Raw genomic sequence first — 17,766 nt, forward strand, 5'->3', positions numbered from 1 at the left:
TCGAACAAAACCTTTTATGCCAAGATTACATGGATTACCTTCAAAAAAACATACTAAAATAACATCCTAATGTATCTAGCCCCAATAACTGGAGAGAATCTATGATTGATTCGCTTTGCAATGCGTTACTTCAAAATGACTCTGACCCTGATGAATTGAGAGAGTGGATAGATGCTTTGCGTGCGGTCGTAGTACATATGGGACCAGAACGGGCTCAAAACATCCTGACAAAGCTAACGGAATACGCGCAACAACGTAATATTCATCTAATTAACACACAAACACCGTACAAAAATACCATCACAACAGACGAATCTGTACCCTATCCTGGTGACTTAGAACTTGAAGTCACCATAACTCAAGCAATAAGATGGAATGCCGCGATGATAGTTGCTCGAGCCAATCACATGGATAGCACTATAGGTGGGCATATATCAACATTTGCATCCTCGTGCTTACTTTACGAAGTAGGATTTCACCATTTCTGGAGGGCACCTCACAACGGTTCACGTGGTGATGCTGTGTATATTCAGGGTCACTCTAGCCCCGGAATTTACGCTCGCGCCTTCCTGGAAGGAAGAATATCAGAATCTCAAATTAAACTGTTCCGGCAAGATACGGCGGGCGGTATACCATCTTATCCTCACCCCTACTTAATGCCTAATTTTTGGCAATACCCTACCGTTTCCATGGGATTAGGACCCCTATGCGCAATTCACCACGCACGATTTAACCGCTATTTATCATCTAGAGACTTACTCTTGGAAGACAATAGCCACATTTGGGCGTTTTTGGGTGACGGAGAAATGGATGAACCTGAATCCACAGCCGCACTAGCCATGGCAGCGCGGAACCAACTTGACAACATCACATTCGTTATTAACTGTAACCTGCAACGATTAGATGGACCTGTACGTGGCAATAGTAAAATTATTCAAGAACTTGAATCAATATTTCACGGTGCCGGATGGAACGTAATTAAGGTCATCTGGGGATCAGAATGGGATGAACTCTTTGATAAACCGTCTATAGAAACAGAATTAACCCAGATCATGATGGAATGCGTGGATGGTGATTATCAAACCTTTAACTCCAAGGATGCTGCATACTTTAAGGAAAATTTTTTCGGTCGCCACCCCAAACTTAAAGAGTTCGTGGAAAATTGGCCTCTGGACAAGATATCTAAACTAGGACTAGGAGGTCACGACCATTCTAAAATATACAATGCATACCGTCGTGCTCTTAACACACGCGGAAAGCCCTCGGTAATACTAGCCAAAACAATCAAAGGATATGACCTCGGCGTAGCTGGAGAGGCACAAAATACAGCACACAATCAGAAGAAAATCTCAGTAGAACATCTTAAAATGTTGCGTGACAAATGGAACGTTCCATTATCTGACGCTGAGGTTGAAGAACATGCTTTCTATAAATTAGATCCAAAATCAGAACCTCACAGATACTTAGTACAAAAGAGGAAAGATCTTCACGGATTTCTTCCACAACGAATTACCGAAGTACCTTCCATCAAAGCACCTGACTTATCTGTGTTCAAATCTTTATGCCAAAGCTCGGGGGAAAGAGTTTTATCTACTACCATGGTGTTTGTGCGTATGTTAGGAATCTTGCTAAGACAAAAGGAAATAGCAAAATTTTTGGTACCGATCGTACCAGACGAAGCAAGAACATTTGGCATGGAAGGACTGTACCGACAAATCGGCATATGGTCTCACAAAGAACAAAATTATACCCCTCCAGATGCGGAACAACTTATGTGGTACCGAGAAGATAAAAAAGGACAACTCATAGAGGAAGGAATCAACGAGGCTGGGGCTATTGCAACATGGATAGCAGCTGGAAATAGCTATGCCCAACACGGAATACCAATGATACCGATGTACATATTCTACTCCATGTTCGGCATGCAACGCACAGGAGATCTCTTGTGGATGGCTGGCGACATACTGGTGAGAGGATTTCTCCTAGGAGCCACATCCGGGAGAACAACGCTCAATGGAGAAGGATTACAACACGAAGACGGCCATAGCCACGTTATAGCAACTACTCTTCCAAATTGCAAAAGCTACGACCCTACGTTCTCATACGAATTATGCACAATAATTCAACATGGAATCAAAGAAATGTACGAAGAGCAAAATAACGTTCACTACTACATAACGCTTATGAACGAAAACTACTCTCATCCAGAAATGCCAGAAGGCAGCGCACAAGACATAATAAAGGGAATGTACTTATTTTCACCTCCGGAGAAGATAAGTACGGATCTTTGCGTTCAATTAATTGGCTGCGGATCAATATTTACTGAGATTATAGCAGCTAAAGAGATTATGAAAAATGATTGGGGTATAGATGCAGTTCTTTGGAGTGCTCCATCTCTAACAGAATTAGCTCGTGATGGTCAGGAGTGCCTAAGATGGAATTTCCTGCACCCAGATAAGCCAAACAGAGTACCATTTGTCACAGAAAAGTTATCTCAATATTCTGCTCCAGTTCTAACTGCAACAGACTATATGCGTTCTTATGCTGAGCAAATAAGAGCGTTCGTACCTAACAAGTACATAACTCTTGGAACGGACGGATATGGGAGATCAGGCACTCGTGCACAACTTCGTAATTTTTTTGAAGTAAGTCGCTATTGGATTACTATATACTCGTTATCGTTGTTGCACCTGGAGAATAAAATTGATGCTAGTACAATATCTGATGCTTGTGAAAAATATGGTCTTTTCATTGATGATATTGCTCCTTGGCTCCGCTAGAAGATCACAGAAAGGGTTAAACCATGTCACAAACAAAGGACATTATAATTCCTCCAGTTGGGGATCAAAAAGATCTTCCAGTGATAGAGTTACTAGTAACAGCTGGAGACTACATAGTTGAAAATCAGTCCATTATGGTATTGGAATCTGATAAAGCTACAATAGAAGTTCCTTCACCCGTAAGCGGTATCATAGAAAACATCAGTATATCGGTGGGAGATAAAGTCTCTGCTGGTAGTTGCATTGGCAGTGTAAGAAGCTCTACGGACGACAAAAAATCTAGTGACACACCAAACAAAAATCACTCAAGCGCTACCACCAATAACACACCTCCAACTACTATAATGACACCTACACACACCAGCTCTGTTAACCTACCCCACTTACCGTACGCTTCCCCTGCGGTAAGAAAGTTTGCCAGGGAACACAATGTCGATCTGATTAAGGTTAATGGAACAGGAAAACATGGGCGCATAGTCAAAGAAGATGTAAAAAGTCACATTGGCTTGGCGTCAAGCGACGAAAAAACAACATCATCATCACAAGAATGTCCTGGAGACATACGCATAGAAAGATCAAGAATACAACAGCTGTCTGCTGATTTTTTATCAAAAAATTGGACTACAATCCCGCATGTGACAACCTGCGAAGATGCAGATATCACAGAACTAGAAGAATTTCGTAAACATCTAAATCAAAAAAACAAAAACGAAAACATTAAACTTACTTTGATGTCTTTTCTGGTAAAAATATGCGCTGCAGGATTGAAAAAGTTTCCAAAGATGAATTCATCTTTGGATGGAAATGATCTAATAATTAAGAAGGATTACAACATAGGATTCGTGGTAGATACCCCCCACGGGCTGATAGTGCCTGTAATAAAAAACGCAGATCGATACGGTATAATAGAAATAAGCAAAGAGATTGTGCGCCTCTCAGAAAAAGCACGAGACGGGAGAATGGCAACATCTGACATGGAGGGGGGAACTTTTTCCATTTCTTCATTGGGTGGAATTGGAGGGACCTACTTCACCCCCATAATTCGTGCACCTGAAGTTGCAATGCTAGGTGTGTGCAGATCAAGCATAAAAGCAGTTTGGAATGGCCATGAATTCCAACCGAGACTTATTTTGCCCCTTTCGCTATCATGGGATCATAGAGTTGTTGACGGAGTACTGGCAGCTAAGTTCAACCTATTCATTAAGGAAGTTCTAGAGGACCTTAGAATACTAAATGTATGAAGCATCTTTTTGTACATAAACAACAAATCCTAACAAAAACTTGATAAAAAAGAACATTCGTAGCATCATTGCAACGATGCCTGGCGCAACTACGTAGGTTGTAACACGCAGCATTTGATTATTGATTTTTAGTGGGTATACTCCTCATTATTAACTCGGAGGTAACGGTATGAAATTTTCTCGTAAAGCGCTTCTGATTTGCTTAGGTGCTTTCGCTGCAGCTCAAGCGCAGGCAATGACGCAAAGCAGTGCCGGTGGAGACACCAATTCTTTTTACGTTGGTGGTAGCTATGTTAGGGCTATGTACAACGTAGACGAGCAAGAACAGAACAAGTTTGCAATGGCAAATCTTCCTACCGGCGCAACTGCTACGGCTAGTTTCCAGAATGAAGATAATGGCTATGAAATTCACGCTGGCTACATGTTTATTCCTAACTTCGGTGTTGAGCTTGGGTATGCTGATTTTGGTAAGTTTGTCCAAACCCTTGACGTTACCGACGACACCACCAATACGCCTGTCAAGTCTAAGACTACTTACAGCTTTGCTACTACTGCCTTTACGGCTAGCTTGGTTGGCGCTTACCAGCTCGAGGGTGGTTTATCGGTTTTCGGTCGCTTGTCTGGAATGTACACCACTACCAAGCCTTCATTTGAGACTAATGGGATGAAAGGTAAGGGTATTGACTCTTCTGTTTACACCAAGAGTGAATACAACAAGTTTGTTCCTGGCGCTGGAATCGGAGCTGCGTTTAATATTAATGATCAATTCCGCATCCGTGCTGAAGGTGATTACTGGTATCAACCTGCGGACAATACCATGATAGCTGTTAAAGATCTTAAAAATATTGTTGTTGGTGCTGACGTCTCTTTCTATTAAGAGCGCGAGTGTGAGCACTACGTTGAAAATGGGCCCAAATGGGTCCATTTTTGTTCATTATAAATAACTAAACTTTATATATATAGATTATATGTTATGATCCGCCTTGTACAACTTCGCACCAATACTAATGTCTCTTCTTGATAACAATCAGCCTGAGCTTACTAATTTCATACAAAAAATTATTGATAGCGACATAAAAGATGGATTAAGTAAAGTATTAACTCGCTTCCCACCGGAACCAAACGGTTACCTACACATAGGTCACGCAAAGTCCATACATCTTAACTTTTCACTAGCAAAATTATATGGGGGGATTTGCAACCTGCGATTCGATGACACTAACCCTAGCAAAGAAAGCGAGGAATTCATTGAATCCATAAAGGAAACTATCAAATGGCTAGGATATGATTGCACTGACTACACATTCTACGCCTCTAGTTATTTCGAAAAAATGTATGAGTACGCTGAGTACTTCATAGAAAAAGAATTAGCCTACGTAGACGCACAATCCCACGAAAACATTAGAAGTCAAAGAGGAACTTTAACTCAACCGGGTAAAGAAAGCCCGTCTCGCTACCAATCTGCTGATATTAACTTATCTCAATTCCGAGAAATGAGAGCAGGAAAATTTCCAGATGGATCACGTGTACTTCGTCTAAAAATTGACATGTCATCAACAAATATGAACATGAGAGATCCAGTAATATACCGAATCAAGCATAAATCACATCACCAGGTTGGTGATAGTTGGTGCATTTACCCACTATATGATTATGCTCACTGCATATCTGATGCTATCGAAGGAATCACCCACTCTCTGTGCACTCTGGAGTTTCAAGATCATCGCCCCCTGTATGATTGGATTCTTACAAAGCTTAAAAATGCAGGATACTTCCGTAAGCTACCACGACAAATAGAATTTTCACGACTCAATGTAACTCACACAGTAACGTCAAAAAGAAAATTACAAAGTTTAGTTGAACAAAAAATAGTAGATGGCTGGGACGACCCCAGAATGCCAACACTATCAGGACTAAGGAGACGAGGATTCACACCTGAGTCCATAAATAACTTTTGCCGGAAAATCGGAGTAACTAAAGTCGATAGTTGGGTAGAATACACATACCTAGAGGAGTGCTTACGGGAACACTTAAACATAACAGCACAAAGAAGGATGGCGGTTATTAACCCGATCAAGGTAGTTATAACAAACTATCCGAAAAATACCGAGGATGAGATATGCTATGCAGATAATCACCCTTTGGATAAATCACTAGGACAACGTAAAATTTTTTTCGGACGTGAACTTTATATCGATAACTCCGATTTTATGATTGATCCGCCACCAAAATTTTTCCGGCTTAGCGTGGGAAAAATGGTGCGACTTAGGTATTCTTATATTATCATATGTGACGAAGTAGTATGTAATGAAGATGGTCAGCCAAGTACCCTACTGTGCCGTTATTTGGAGGATACAAAATCTGGTAACAGTGAACCTAATACGGGTGCAATAAAAGTCAAAGGAAACATTCACTGGCTCAACGTAAGTAATTCCCTTGCAGCTGAGGTACGTATTTATGATCATATATTTTCCGAAGAAAGACTGGTTGATGATTTGGAAAATTTACTAATTAACAAAGATTCTGCCAGTTTTCATCAGTGCTTTGTCGAACCAGCACTAGTTGATAGTAACCCGGAAGAAAAGTTTCAATTCGAGCGCCTTGGTTACTTTGTTGCGGACAGACATGATCACATCACTCGCGAGAAATTGTGCTTCAATAGGATAGCATCGCTTAAGTCATCAAAAAGTAGCAAATTTTAGTTCGTATTTGTTGATAGAGCACAAAGTACCGAAGTACTATAAGATGATTATTGTTTGTACATTGAAATGTCGTGAGGTTTATAATGTCGGAGAAGGTCCCTCAGTTAACTTTCAGATCTGTGATCCTTGGTGTTGTATTGGCAATTATCATGGCAAGCGCCAATGCATACCTAGGTTTGTTTGCTGGACAAACAGTGGCAGCATCAATTCCAGCATCTGTAATTTCTATGGCGGTACTACGACTGTTTAAAAATAGTAGCACCTTGGAAAATAACATAGTACAGACTGCTGCATCTGCTGGTGAAGCAATTGCAGGAGGGGCTATATTCACTATTCCAGCTCTAGTTCTAATGGGACACTGGAAAGACTTTCACTACTGGTGGGTCGTTGCCATATGTGGAATGGGTGGGATACTGGGAGTAGCATTTTCAACTCCTCTGCGTAGGATTTTAGTTGTAGAAGAGAAGTTGCCATTTCCAGAAGGACTAGCAACAGCTGAAGTTCTAAAGTCTGGAGATAAAAGCGGAAGATCTGTCAAGGTGTTACTTATCACCTCAGTAGTTGGAGCCGTTTCAAAATTTTGTGAGAGTGGATTACGTCTTTGGTCAGGAGCCGCTCAAATATCACACCTTTTTGGTAATTATCTTTTTTTCTTTGGCTTAGATGTTTCTCCAGCCTTGATGGGGGTTGGTTTTATCATTGAACTAAACATTTGTTTAAACATTTTTCTTGGCGGAGCATTCACTTGGCTTCTTGCAATACCATTTTATTATAGCCATTACATCAACGGCCACCTTGGCATCCTAGGCCTGAGCGCTGACGCTTCCCCAATTTCTATAGCTACTACAATATGGTCACAAAAAATGCGCTTCTTGGGAGTAGGAGGAATGGTGGTTGGGGGAATATGGACTGTAATTTCCCTAGTACCTCCAATTTATAGGGGAATCGCCAGCTCTAGGAAAATTCGTAAAGATAACAAAGATGCTCAAGTAGCTATTCCTGAATCAGCCCGTGATCTTTCTATGAAGTGGGTCATCATAGCAGTTGTGTTGTCCTTGATTCCTATATTCGTAATTTACGTCAACATTGTTCACTCGTTCTTTGTTGCGGCAGTAATGACTGTAATCATGGTAGTAACTGGCTTTTTATTTTGCTGTGTCGCTGGATACATGTCAGGAGTCATTGGATCAAGCAATAGTCCCGTTTCTGGAGTAACTCTCTCTACTTTGCTCATGTCATCTTTTTTGCTGCTATCACTTCTAGGACCAAGCAGTAAAGAAGGCCCGATAGCTGCCATAATGATTGCTGCTGTTGTTTGCTGTGCTGCAAGTATTGCTGGAGATAATCTACAGGATCTAAAGGCAGGCTACGTTCTTGGTGCTACACCGTGGAAACAGCAAATCATGATTTCTGTTGGTGCATTATCGTCTGTGTTTGTAATTGCTCCTGTTCTTAACCTACTACTTCATGCCTATGGAATTGGATCGCCATCATTGGAACACACAGATGCTCTCCCAGCACCACAAGCGGTACTTATGATGTCTGTAACAACAGGTATTTTTGGAAAAGGATTGCCGTGGATGATAATAGTCATTGGCGGATTTATTGCAATAGTAGTTGGGATAATTGGAATAATTCTGAAGAAGAAAAATTCCCGCTGGAGTGCAAGCATTCTCGCCGTGTCAGTAGGATTATATCTGCCACTCGAAGTCTGTGCCCCAACCCTCATCGGTGGATTAATCAATGAATTTCTCTACAGAAGGATGAAAAAGAGAAATATAGATGTATCGAGTGGAATCAAATTGGGGTTACTTGTATCGGCAGGATTCGTTACCGGTGAAGCACTGGTAGGAATACTGACAGCCATTCCTATAGTTATATTTGGTGATCGCAACATCTTGGCCGTTGCCAGGGCTCCTTTTGGTGGCTGGCCAGGTGCATTGGCTCTGGTAGCTGTTGGATACATCTTGTGGTATTACTCATCCAGGGCCCACCTGTATGGAGATGATCAAGTAGCAGAAGAATCATAGCCGCTGGTAACATCTGCCCAGCAATTTGGAGTCTCGTATAGACGTATCCTGTTGAGGTGAAGCGTGTTCCCATACCTGCTCTGATAAACATTGCGCAGACGGCGAAAAGCAAAGGCCGCCATATTCTCCACCGTCGGCGGCTGATCTAGGACGAAAGTTCGGTGATTAGGGATTTTTTTAAGCATTTCTAAAATAAAATCGTCTTTATAAACGATAAATGCGTGGTCCCACTCATCAATAAGGGACTCACAAGCTAGCTTTTGTATGGCCTGAAAATCGACAACCATTCCATTATCAGAAAAAGACTCACCAGACACTAAAGACCCAGCGATAGTAATCTCCAATCCATACCTATGACCATGTATATTTGAGCATAGTCCATGGTGATGGGGAATACGATGCCCAGCATCAAACTCTATACGTCTCGTTATCTCAAAAACGGGAGACAAACAGTCCTTTTCCTTCATGCAATCCCCAAAACTTTATGCAACTGTAAACTGACACGCCACTTAGGATTAAGCTTACAATGAGAAACTGCCAATCTAGTATTTTCCTCCAGATCTGGGCCATACATAGGCTGAACAAAAAAGTAATCGAAACCCAAGGTCTCATAGTAGAAAAAATCTTGACCACATTGAGGAACAACAACCTTCAACTCATTTCCACGCAAAAGATTAAGAGGAGCACAAGACTTCGGACTAACACAAATCCAGTCAAAAACACACTCTGGAACAATAGTGCCATTTGTCTCAACTGCTACAACAGCCTGCTCCTCATGCAAAGAATCAATCAATTCCTGATCAACTTGCAAAAGAGGCTCACCTCCAGTCAAAACTACAAAAAAGTTCCGCTTAGCATCTGAGTCCGGCCAAAATGAAGAAATGTGAAGAGCCAACTCACGACCAGAAGAGAACCTTCCACCGCCATCTCCATAAGGTAAAACAAAGTCGGTATCACAAAATTGACAAATCGCTTCTTTTCTATTCTTTTCCTTCCCAGACCACAAGTTACACCCAACAAATCTGCAAAACACGGCTGGCCTACCTGCATGAAAGCCTTCCCCTTGAAGAGTATAGAATATCTCCTTTACTTGGTATCCCATGTATCTACATACGAGCAATAGTGGCTGCGGAAAATCAAGGTTACCATAATAACGAACTGGCGTTACAGCAAAATTTTGTAATATATCACCTCTAAAAGGTGGTGAAGTTCAACCAGAAATAATGGATAATAGTCAACTTAGCTGCTGTAGCTCAGTTGGTAGAGCAACTGATTCGTAATCAGTAGGTCGGAGGTTCGACTCCTCTCAGCAGCATTTATGCTCGTAATAATTTACACGAAGCAATTGCTATGATTGCGACACAGAGGAGGATACTTCCTTGCCCAAAGAAAAATCTCAGCAACCACCTCTAGACCAGATGCTAAATGATCTCGAGAATTTAGTAGTTGAACTAGAAGAGGGAAAATTATCGCTTGAACAGTCAATGGCTGCTTTCACTAAGGGGTGTGATATAGTTCGCCAGTGTCAAAACGTCTTAAATGAAACAGAGAAAGCTATCAAGGTCCTAGACGAACAAATGCAGTCCTTGCGGATCATGGACAACAACGAGCTAGAATCGTGAGCGGCAGCTACCATGATTGGGCTCAGTATGTATGCTCACAAGTTTATAACCACCTGATTAGTGAAGTTAGAAAAAAAATATCTGATGATGATAACCAGTTGGCTAAGGCTATCCTTTATGCTACCAGCAATCCTGGAAGAGCGCTCAGACCTCAGTTGGTGTTTGCTGCAAGAAATGCGGTAGGAGAGCTACCAAATGAAGAACAGCCACTGGCACTGGCAATTGCTGGATCAGTGGAACTCATTCACATTATGTCTCTCATATATGATGACTTGCCCTGCATGGACAATAGCCCCACTAGAAGGGGACATCCTTCTGTTCATAAGATCTATGGTGAAAATATAGCTATACTAGCAGCTGACAGTCTAAAAAGCTTAGCTTTTGAGCAGCTATCTACCATAGATTCGCTATCATATCCTGGAATACTGCTTAGACTATTATCATACCTAAGCCAAGCCTCTGGTTATTCTGGTATTTGTCTTGGTCAAGCCATTGATCTAGTAAATGATAAAAATTATAGAAATGAAAGCTCTGTATTGGATATGTATTTCCTTAAAACTGGCAAATTAATTGTTGCTTCTATTTTTATGGGAGCTTGGTCAAATCCGCATATGTCAGAAGAACTATTGGAACCACTATCAAGGTTTGCTAAAAATCTTGGAGTTTCATTTCAAATAATTAATGATCTTAGAGATAATTTATTTGTTAATGAGACCGGAAAAATTCCACACCAGGATTTAGAACAAGATAAGAACACCCTACTCTCTTACCATGGCCCACAGGTATGTGCTAGAATCGCCCTGGATCTGTTGGAAAAATCTAGAGTTGACGCTGAGCTTTTGCCTGGAGACAGCTCCAGATTTTGCCAAATATTGGCTTGGGTTGTGCAGCAAATACCGATTGGTTTTCGTTCTGGTACCTGTAGAAAAACCAAATCCTTACACGAAACATAAGTTTCTCTTGGGAATAGAAGCAGTGATGAGCTCTCAAATATTTGAAAAAATGCCTGATGTCATGGATAAGATCGACAGTCGTCGTTTAGACATTCAGCGTGTTGGGGTTAGGTCTGTTCGTCGACCTATAAGCTTCGAAGATAGAAAGGGAATCATTGTTCCAACGATTGGTAACTTTGGGACCTATGTCAGACTGGATAACAGGAAACGTGGCACTCACATGTCGCGTTTTATTCAATTGCTCGAGGAAATTGAAGAACCTTTGAGCGTAGAGTCTTTCATCCCTTTAGTAAAATCTATGATCAAGCGCCTTGAATCAGTTGAGGGAGTTATTACTGTTGATTTTCCATTTTTTCTAGTAAAGAAAGCCCCCATAACTGCTATTGCCGGTCACATGGACTACGATGTCGGATTAACCGGATTCGTCAACAAGCAAGGTTCCCGCGTACAACTCACGCTGCGCGTTCCTGTTAGCACATTGTGTCCTTGCTCCAGGGAAATATCTGAGTATGGAGCACACAATCAGAGATCTTCGGTCAGGCTCACCATTCAGACTAACTTGCATATTTGGATTACTGATTTAATCGAGCTTATAGAAAAGAGTGCCTCTTGCGACCTATTTAGCGTATTGAAAAGGCCTGATGAAAAATTTGTGACAGAGTATGCTTATGATAACCCCAAGTTTGTAGAGGATATAGTAAGAGACATAGCCCGAATATTGACAAGAGATCCGCGCATTTTATTTTTTGAAGTTGAATCAGAAAACTTTGAGTCCATACACAACCACTCCGCCTACGCTTACCTAAGGCACGGGATACCATTCAAACCACTAGAAGAAAGCTTTACACCCCATAATCACTAAGTAAGGTCTCTGACAGCAGAAAGAACCTCCTCAGCGTGACCTTCTACTTTTACTTTTCTCCATTCACGGACAAGAATGTATTTAGTATCAATTATAAATGTTGACCTCTCTATGCCCCTTACCTTTTTTCCATACATATTTTTCTCCTTCATAACAGAAAACAAGTCACACAAAACCTCATCCGAATCTGATATGAGAGTAAATGGTAAACTGTACTTATCAATAAATTTATTGTGGGAAGAAACACTATCTCTTGATACACCCAAAAGATAACAACGCTGCTGCCACTTCTTACCCCAACAATCTCTAAAATCACAGGCCTCTTGAGTACACCCCGGTGTATTATCACGTGGATAAAAATATAAAACCAAAGGTTTATCAATAAACTCGGATAAATGACAAAGATCACCAGTATGTGACATAGCAGAAAAATTAGGAACTTTTTGACCAACTTTCATGTACAACCTCAACAGCAACTATGATAATAAAAACAGAAAAATTATCACCAACTCGATAACAGATAAACACACATACAAGCCAGCAACAACACAAATACCAACGCGAACAAAAATATACTAACAAGTATCCTACGCATCTGCCAACCACAAAACAAGGATCCCAAAAAACAATAAAAAATAACTATCCACTAACTGTATGATACGACTTAATGAGACAATGAATACAAGATTTTTATTGTCCTGCATAACAAACATAACTCTGGGAAGGAATTGTTTATGAGCTCTGCTGTAGTAATGGCATATGGGGACATTGGATCAAGATGTATAAAAACACTGATTGAATACAACATAAAAATAAAATTTGTTGTTACCAAAGAAGAGCCATCTTATGCCGGGTGGTTCAATAATATTGTTGATGAATCATCTTTATACAATATTTCAGTTTGTAATTACGCGCCGCACAAAAATGAGTCTTTAATAGAAAAAATTGCAACTATATCTCCTGACTACTTGTTTATCATAAACTTCCCAGAGGTTTTACCAACCGAACTTTTTAGTATGGTACGAATTTCTTCATATCATTTACATTTTTCATTACTTCCATACTACAAGGGACACCACCCTATTCAGTGGAGCATAATAAACGGAGAAAAACAAACTGGAGTTACGTTAAGCCTCACCACTGGCAAAATTAACGAGTTCAGTATTATTAATCAAATTCCTATACCTATATTGAGTCACGATACTAGCTCTGACATTGAGAAAAAACTTACTGTATCAGGAGAGATAATATTATTTCAAACCATGCCTCACATACTTAAAAATTCGGTAGTTAGCCACCCTATAACTAAAGATTATGGCAGTCACTTCCGTCCGCTTGGTACTAAAGATAGACAATTTCACTGGCATTGGGATGCTTTACGCATACACAACCTCATTCGTGCTTTTTCCCCTCCGCATGAAGGCGCATTTTTTGACCTAGAAAATAAATTGTTTTGGGTACAGCAGAGCAGATTAACAAATCAGCATGGGAAACCAGGAAATTACATTTACACTGACAACCGACTTATTATATTTGCTGGAGATGGAAGGGGAATAGAAATAATATCTCTAGCATGTGAAGAGGGAACATTACCTATAGAAGAATGGGTATGTGCACACCCAAATCAGTGTTTATTCAAGAGTTGATTCACATGTTTACACCATCAAGAAATGAGTCTCGCCTTTTTTTCTTTAACACTTGGTCAAAGATGTTAGCCCAAAAACCACTTTTGGGATTAGAGGAAAAAGCATCACACATAATAGCACTTCACCCGGAGTATCACAGAATACTAAGTCATCCTCATATGTATTTAGAATACGAATTTGTACCTGAATCTGGAATGGCTAACCCCTTTTTACACTTGTCATTACATTTAACTATCGCGGAACAAATTGACACTAACCAGCCACATGGAATTAGTAATTTGTTTAGCAAGTTACATAAAAAAAACACAGATGAACACACCGCAAGACATGCCATACTGGAAATATTGGAAGACGAACTATGGAACGCAGTAAATAACCAAAAAACATTTGACCACCAACAATACCTACAACGTATTTCATCACTTTTGTAGTATCAGGATAAATTTCCTACTCAATGGTTACGTGACCCATAGGATGCTTTAGCCAAACGGTCGTTAATATCGTCCCACGCTGGATCATGGGGAGGATCTTCAACGATGATATTACTAACAAATTTTTCTAAAAACCTCAGCCTTTCATACAATCTACATCCGTACGACAAAGCCAAATCAGGCATTCTAGTCCAGTAAATACCGTCCAAATCATCTGGCATAAAAACAGTCCTAGCTAAAACACCAACATTTCCCTCCTTACGAAGCACATCGAGAAGATCATGAAAATTACCTTTATCAACCAGAGATAGCGGAACTACAGGAGCATAATGCCCTGGCAAAGTACCAGAAGTTTCGTATTTGTGAACTATGCCTCTTTCAACACGTACACCACAAACCTCTTCCATAGCATCAGAGCGTATACGTCCCTTCCTTAAAAGACGAGGAACCTTTCCAGAACAATCAACTATGGTTGATTCCAAGCCATAACAACAAAAACCACCATCTAAAATACCTGCAATTGAATATCCAAAATCGTCAAACACATGAGAAGGCATAGTTGAACTTACATGACCAAAAGTATTAGCAGAAGGAGCAACCACACCAAAACAACCATTTTCTTTGAGTTTATCCAGCAAAAGCGCAGTAGATGCATGCTGAGGAACACGAACGGCCACTGTTTCCCGTCCTGCAACTACGGAAGATAAAACTGATTCTTTCTTTTTCAAAACGATTGTCAATGGCCCAGGCCAATATGCTTTGCAAAGAGATTCAACATAATCGTTCTCAATAATAGCCCATCGAAAAACATCTTCAAAAGAACGAACATGAACAATCAAAGGATGGGATAAAGACCTACCCTTAATAGAAAAAACCTTTCGTACTGCTAAATCATTACTAGCATCAGCCGCCAGACCGTACACTGTCTCTGTAGGAATAGCAACCAATTCGCCACCCAGCAAAAGCCTAACAGCCTGCTCGATTGTAAGCAAATTCATTTATCGCCTCGGTAATAGAACCATTGATAGAACTTAAGAGCTTCTTCAACAAAATCATCCTGTTTCCCAACCCAGGTCACATGCCCCATTTTTCTACCTGGCCTAACCTCAGTCTTACCATATAGGTACAACCTACCTCTTTGATTCATCACATATGGCCATTGAATAGGATCATCAAATAACCACCCATCCCCCAGCAAATTAACCATCATCGAATCACTAAGCTGCCGCGGTTGGAAAATGTCCAAGCCGCATAGAATTCTCTGCTGACAATCAAACTGTGAGTATGAAGTAGCATCCATAGTGTAATGACCGGTATTATGGGGTCTTGGAGCCATTTCATTTACATACAACTCACCTTGATCGTAAAAAAACTCAACGGCTAAAACACCACAATATGAAAGTTTCTCAACAATAAGTGCCGCAATAGAATAAATCTGATCAAACACATCTTTATAGTCATAGCAGGCAGTAGAACAATGAACCAAAATACCATTTTTGTGAAAATTCTTAGTTATTGGAAAGAAGACCACCTGACCATTATGCGAACGACCAACTACTATAGAAAACTCTGCCATTCCTGACGACAATCTTTTTTCCAAAACACATGGAACACCCAATAACCTCCAAGATTCAAGTAATTTACTATGATCAGAAATAGGTAATTGACCGCGACCATCATAGCCCATCTGAGCAGTTTTCAAAATTGCCGGAAACAAATTTTTGGGCGCTAACTCACAATCAGATTCTGAGCAAATATTAAAGTAATCTACAACGGGAAATCCGTTGGTTTTAAGAAACGATTTTTCCAAAACTCTGTTAGCACAAATCTCAACAGCATCAGCAGATGGAGATATAAGTATCTTTGTCGCCAAAGACGATAGAAGATCTACCGGTACATTTTCGAATTCAACCGTCGCTGCTTTACATAAACCAGAAAAATCATGATAAGCATCAGAATTATCATAAGGAAGACAAATATGAACATCGGCACATGCACGAGCAGGACAACTAATATCTGGATCCCAAACAACTGTTCTATACCCTTGCCGACGAGCAGAACACAAAAAGAAAAGGCCCAACTGGCCACCACCAAGTACGCCAACAGTATCAGGCGGAAATATCATTGGATAGCCTCAGATTAAATCACCACTGGGATTAGAATTATCAATCACACTTTGCCGTTGACGCTCGCGAAAATCAAGCAAACTAACGCGCAAATTACTGCTACCTAAACTCAGAATAGAAACAGCAAACAAAGCAGCATTAATCGCACCTGATTTGCCAATGGAAAAAGTAGCAACAGGAGCACCACTTGGCATCTGAACAATAGAGTACAAAGAATCAACTCCTTGCAATGGAGAAGAAGAAATCGGAACACCCAAAACAGGCAATACCGTTTTTGCTGCCAACATACCCGGAAGATGCGCAGCACCTCCAGCACCAGCAATTATTACCCTAACTCCCCTATCGTACGCAGAATCAGCGAAATCAAATACTTCATTTGGAGTACGGTGCGCAGATATAATACGAGCCTCACATGAAACACCAAATTCATCCAAAGTAGAAACAGAAAAACGCATCACATCCCAATCAGACTGTGATCCCATTAGAACCGCCACAGAAAATTCCTCGCTCATGTAACCTCCTTTTGGGAAACTAATACAGCCTTGAGGGTATTTTTCAACAACATGGCAATAGTCATAGGACCAACACCTCCAGGAACTGGAGTAATATGCGAAGCTTTGTGTGAGCAGGCTTCAAAATCTACGTCTCCAACAATTTTACCATCTTCCCTACGATGAATACCTACATCTACAACAACTGCCCCATCGGCAATACAATCGTCCCTTATCAGTAACGGACACCCAGTTGCAGAAATCAATACATCAGCTGCGCGAGTTACAGATGGCAAGTCACGCGTCAATGAATTACAGACTGTAACAGTTGCCCCTCTGCTTAATAGCATCAAAGCAGTAGGTTTTCCTACAATATTTGAAGCTCCCACAACTACACACCTCCGCCCAGACAGTGGAATATTGTAGTAATCCAACAAATACAAAATCCCCAGTGGGGTACACGGCAAGAACTCAGGAAAACCAATACTGCTTCGACCAACATTGTACGGATGGAAACCATCAACATCCTTACTAGGCAAAATAGACTCAATCACCACTCTATCCTGAATAGACTTAGGAAGCGGCAATTGCACCAAAATACCATGAACTGAATCATCATGATTCAGTTCATTTATTACATCGAGCAAACTACTCTGGGAAAGAGTTTCCGGAAAGGATAAAAATCTCGAATTAAAACCCACCTTCTCGCAAGCACTTATCTTACGGCGCACGTAGATCTGTGAAGCCGGACAATCTCCTACCAAAACAACAGCCAACCCAGGCTTACAGGAAAGACAAGACACCTCTTCGGATATTTCTTTGCAGAGCAAATCTGACACATACCGGCCATCCATAATCTGGCCACACTGCAACCCGCCTAAC

The 17,766-nt window shown here is 40.7% G+C and carries 17 protein-coding genes and 1 tRNA gene; 11 read left to right on the plus strand and 7 right to left on the minus strand.

The genetic code is table 11. The features are described from left to right. Positions 1 to 101: 101 nt before the first annotated feature. The 5 genes from aceE to Arg41_RS00205 all read left to right on the plus strand — a co-directional run bounded on the left by aceE (position 102) and on the right by Arg41_RS00205 (position 8,753). A complete protein-coding gene (gene aceE, locus Arg41_RS00185; RefSeq protein WP_092342416.1) occupies positions 102 to 2,780 on the plus strand; it encodes a pyruvate dehydrogenase (acetyl-transferring), homodimeric type in 2,679 nt (892 codons plus the stop codon). Between the two features lie 23 nt (positions 2,781 to 2,803). After that, positions 2,804 to 4,021 carry a 2-oxo acid dehydrogenase subunit E2 gene (locus tag Arg41_RS00190; RefSeq protein WP_092342418.1) on the plus strand — a complete coding sequence of 406 codons (1,218 nt, stop codon included), beginning with the start codon at positions 2,804 to 2,806 and terminating at the stop codon, positions 4,019 to 4,021. Positions 4,022 to 4,190: 169 nt separating this feature from the next. Continuing rightward, complete coding sequence (locus tag Arg41_RS00195) at positions 4,191 to 4,898, plus strand: outer membrane beta-barrel protein (protein ID WP_092342420.1); 708 nt, start codon at positions 4,191 to 4,193, stop codon at positions 4,896 to 4,898. 130 nt (positions 4,899 to 5,028) lie between these two features. Continuing rightward, positions 5,029 to 6,723: a glutamine--tRNA ligase/YqeY domain fusion protein gene (locus tag Arg41_RS00200; RefSeq protein WP_092342422.1), complete on the plus strand. Its 1,695-nt coding sequence runs from the start codon at positions 5,029 to 5,031 to the stop codon at positions 6,721 to 6,723. Between the two features lie 83 nt (positions 6,724 to 6,806). Continuing rightward, complete coding sequence (locus Arg41_RS00205; RefSeq protein ID WP_092342424.1) at positions 6,807 to 8,753, plus strand: OPT family oligopeptide transporter; 1,947 nt, start codon at positions 6,807 to 6,809, stop codon at positions 8,751 to 8,753. Here the strand turns inward: Arg41_RS00205 and Arg41_RS00210 are convergent. Beyond that, positions 8,732 to 9,220, minus strand: coding sequence for a 6-pyruvoyl trahydropterin synthase family protein (locus Arg41_RS00210; RefSeq protein ID WP_092486387.1), 489 nt, complete (start codon positions 9,218 to 9,220; stop codon positions 8,732 to 8,734). The genes Arg41_RS00205 and Arg41_RS00210 overlap by 22 nt on opposite strands. Continuing rightward, positions 9,217 to 9,855, minus strand: a complete 639-nt coding sequence (queE, locus tag Arg41_RS00215; protein ID WP_092342428.1) for a 7-carboxy-7-deazaguanine synthase — start codon at positions 9,853 to 9,855, stop codon at positions 9,217 to 9,219. Before queE ends, Arg41_RS00210 begins: the two co-directional genes overlap by 4 nt. A gap of 140 nt (positions 9,856 to 9,995) precedes the next feature. Between queE and Arg41_RS00220 the strand changes: the two genes are divergently transcribed. The 4 genes from Arg41_RS00220 (at position 9,996) to folE2 (ending at position 12,190) form a co-directional block, all read left to right on the plus strand. Beyond that, positions 9,996 to 10,068: transfer RNA gene (locus Arg41_RS00220), tRNA-Thr, on the plus strand. Between the two features lie 103 nt (positions 10,069 to 10,171). After that, positions 10,172 to 10,375: an exodeoxyribonuclease VII small subunit gene (gene xseB / locus Arg41_RS00225; protein ID WP_157722187.1), complete on the plus strand. Its 204-nt coding sequence runs from the start codon at positions 10,172 to 10,174 to the stop codon at positions 10,373 to 10,375. Beyond that, positions 10,372 to 11,328 carry a polyprenyl synthetase family protein gene (locus Arg41_RS00230; protein ID WP_157722188.1) on the plus strand — a complete coding sequence of 319 codons (957 nt, stop codon included), beginning with the start codon at positions 10,372 to 10,374 and terminating at the stop codon, positions 11,326 to 11,328. Before xseB ends, Arg41_RS00230 begins: the two co-directional genes overlap by 4 nt. Before the next feature lie 25 nt (positions 11,329 to 11,353). Continuing rightward, a complete protein-coding gene (gene folE2, locus Arg41_RS00235; RefSeq protein ID WP_092342434.1) occupies positions 11,354 to 12,190 on the plus strand; it encodes a GTP cyclohydrolase FolE2 in 837 nt (278 codons plus the stop codon). On the opposite strand, the gene Arg41_RS00240 is transcribed toward folE2, so the two are convergent. Then, entirely contained in the window at positions 12,187 to 12,648 is a 462-nt protein-coding gene (locus Arg41_RS00240; protein ID WP_157722189.1) for a peroxiredoxin, read from the minus strand. The genes folE2 and Arg41_RS00240 overlap by 4 nt on opposite strands. Before the next feature lie 276 nt (positions 12,649 to 12,924). Here Arg41_RS00240 and Arg41_RS00245 point away from each other — a divergent pair, with 276 nt between their 5' ends. Then, positions 12,925 to 13,836 (plus strand): formyltransferase family protein, encoded by a 912-nt coding sequence (locus Arg41_RS00245; protein ID WP_092342436.1) that lies wholly within the window; start codon positions 12,925 to 12,927, stop codon positions 13,834 to 13,836. A 5-nt stretch (positions 13,837 to 13,841) separates the two neighbouring features. Further along, positions 13,842 to 14,267: a DUF1841 family protein gene (locus Arg41_RS00250; protein ID WP_157722190.1), complete on the plus strand. Its 426-nt coding sequence runs from the start codon at positions 13,842 to 13,844 to the stop codon at positions 14,265 to 14,267. Positions 14,268 to 14,287: 20 nt separating this feature from the next. Here Arg41_RS00250 and Arg41_RS00255 read toward each other — a convergent pair whose 3' ends face one another. The 4 genes from Arg41_RS00255 to Arg41_RS00270 are packed head-to-tail and all read right to left on the minus strand — an operon-like array spanning position 14,288 to position 17,738. Beyond that, positions 14,288 to 15,265 (minus strand): L-threonylcarbamoyladenylate synthase, encoded by a 978-nt coding sequence (locus Arg41_RS00255; RefSeq protein WP_092486384.1) that lies wholly within the window; start codon positions 15,263 to 15,265, stop codon positions 14,288 to 14,290. After that, complete coding sequence (locus tag Arg41_RS00260; RefSeq protein ID WP_092342442.1) at positions 15,262 to 16,392, minus strand: 5-(carboxyamino)imidazole ribonucleotide synthase; 1,131 nt, start codon at positions 16,390 to 16,392, stop codon at positions 15,262 to 15,264. The genes Arg41_RS00255 and Arg41_RS00260 overlap by 4 nt, the downstream gene beginning before the upstream one ends. Positions 16,393 to 16,401: 9 nt before the next feature. After that, positions 16,402 to 16,905, minus strand: coding sequence for a 5-(carboxyamino)imidazole ribonucleotide mutase (purE, locus tag Arg41_RS00265; RefSeq protein WP_092342444.1), 504 nt, complete (start codon positions 16,903 to 16,905; stop codon positions 16,402 to 16,404). Next, the gene (locus Arg41_RS00270; RefSeq protein WP_092342542.1) at positions 16,902 to 17,738 is read right to left on the minus strand and encodes a bifunctional 5,10-methylenetetrahydrofolate dehydrogenase/5,10-methenyltetrahydrofolate cyclohydrolase; all 837 of its coding nucleotides are present in this window, start codon (positions 17,736 to 17,738) and stop codon (positions 16,902 to 16,904) included. Before Arg41_RS00270 ends, purE begins: the two co-directional genes overlap by 4 nt. Between the last annotated feature and the right edge of the window lie 28 nt (positions 17,739 to 17,766).

Source organism: Candidatus Ichthyocystis hellenicum, from assembly GCF_001460935.1.
Classification (GTDB): domain Bacteria; phylum Pseudomonadota; class Gammaproteobacteria; order Burkholderiales; family 2013Ark19i; genus Ichthyocystis; species Ichthyocystis hellenicum.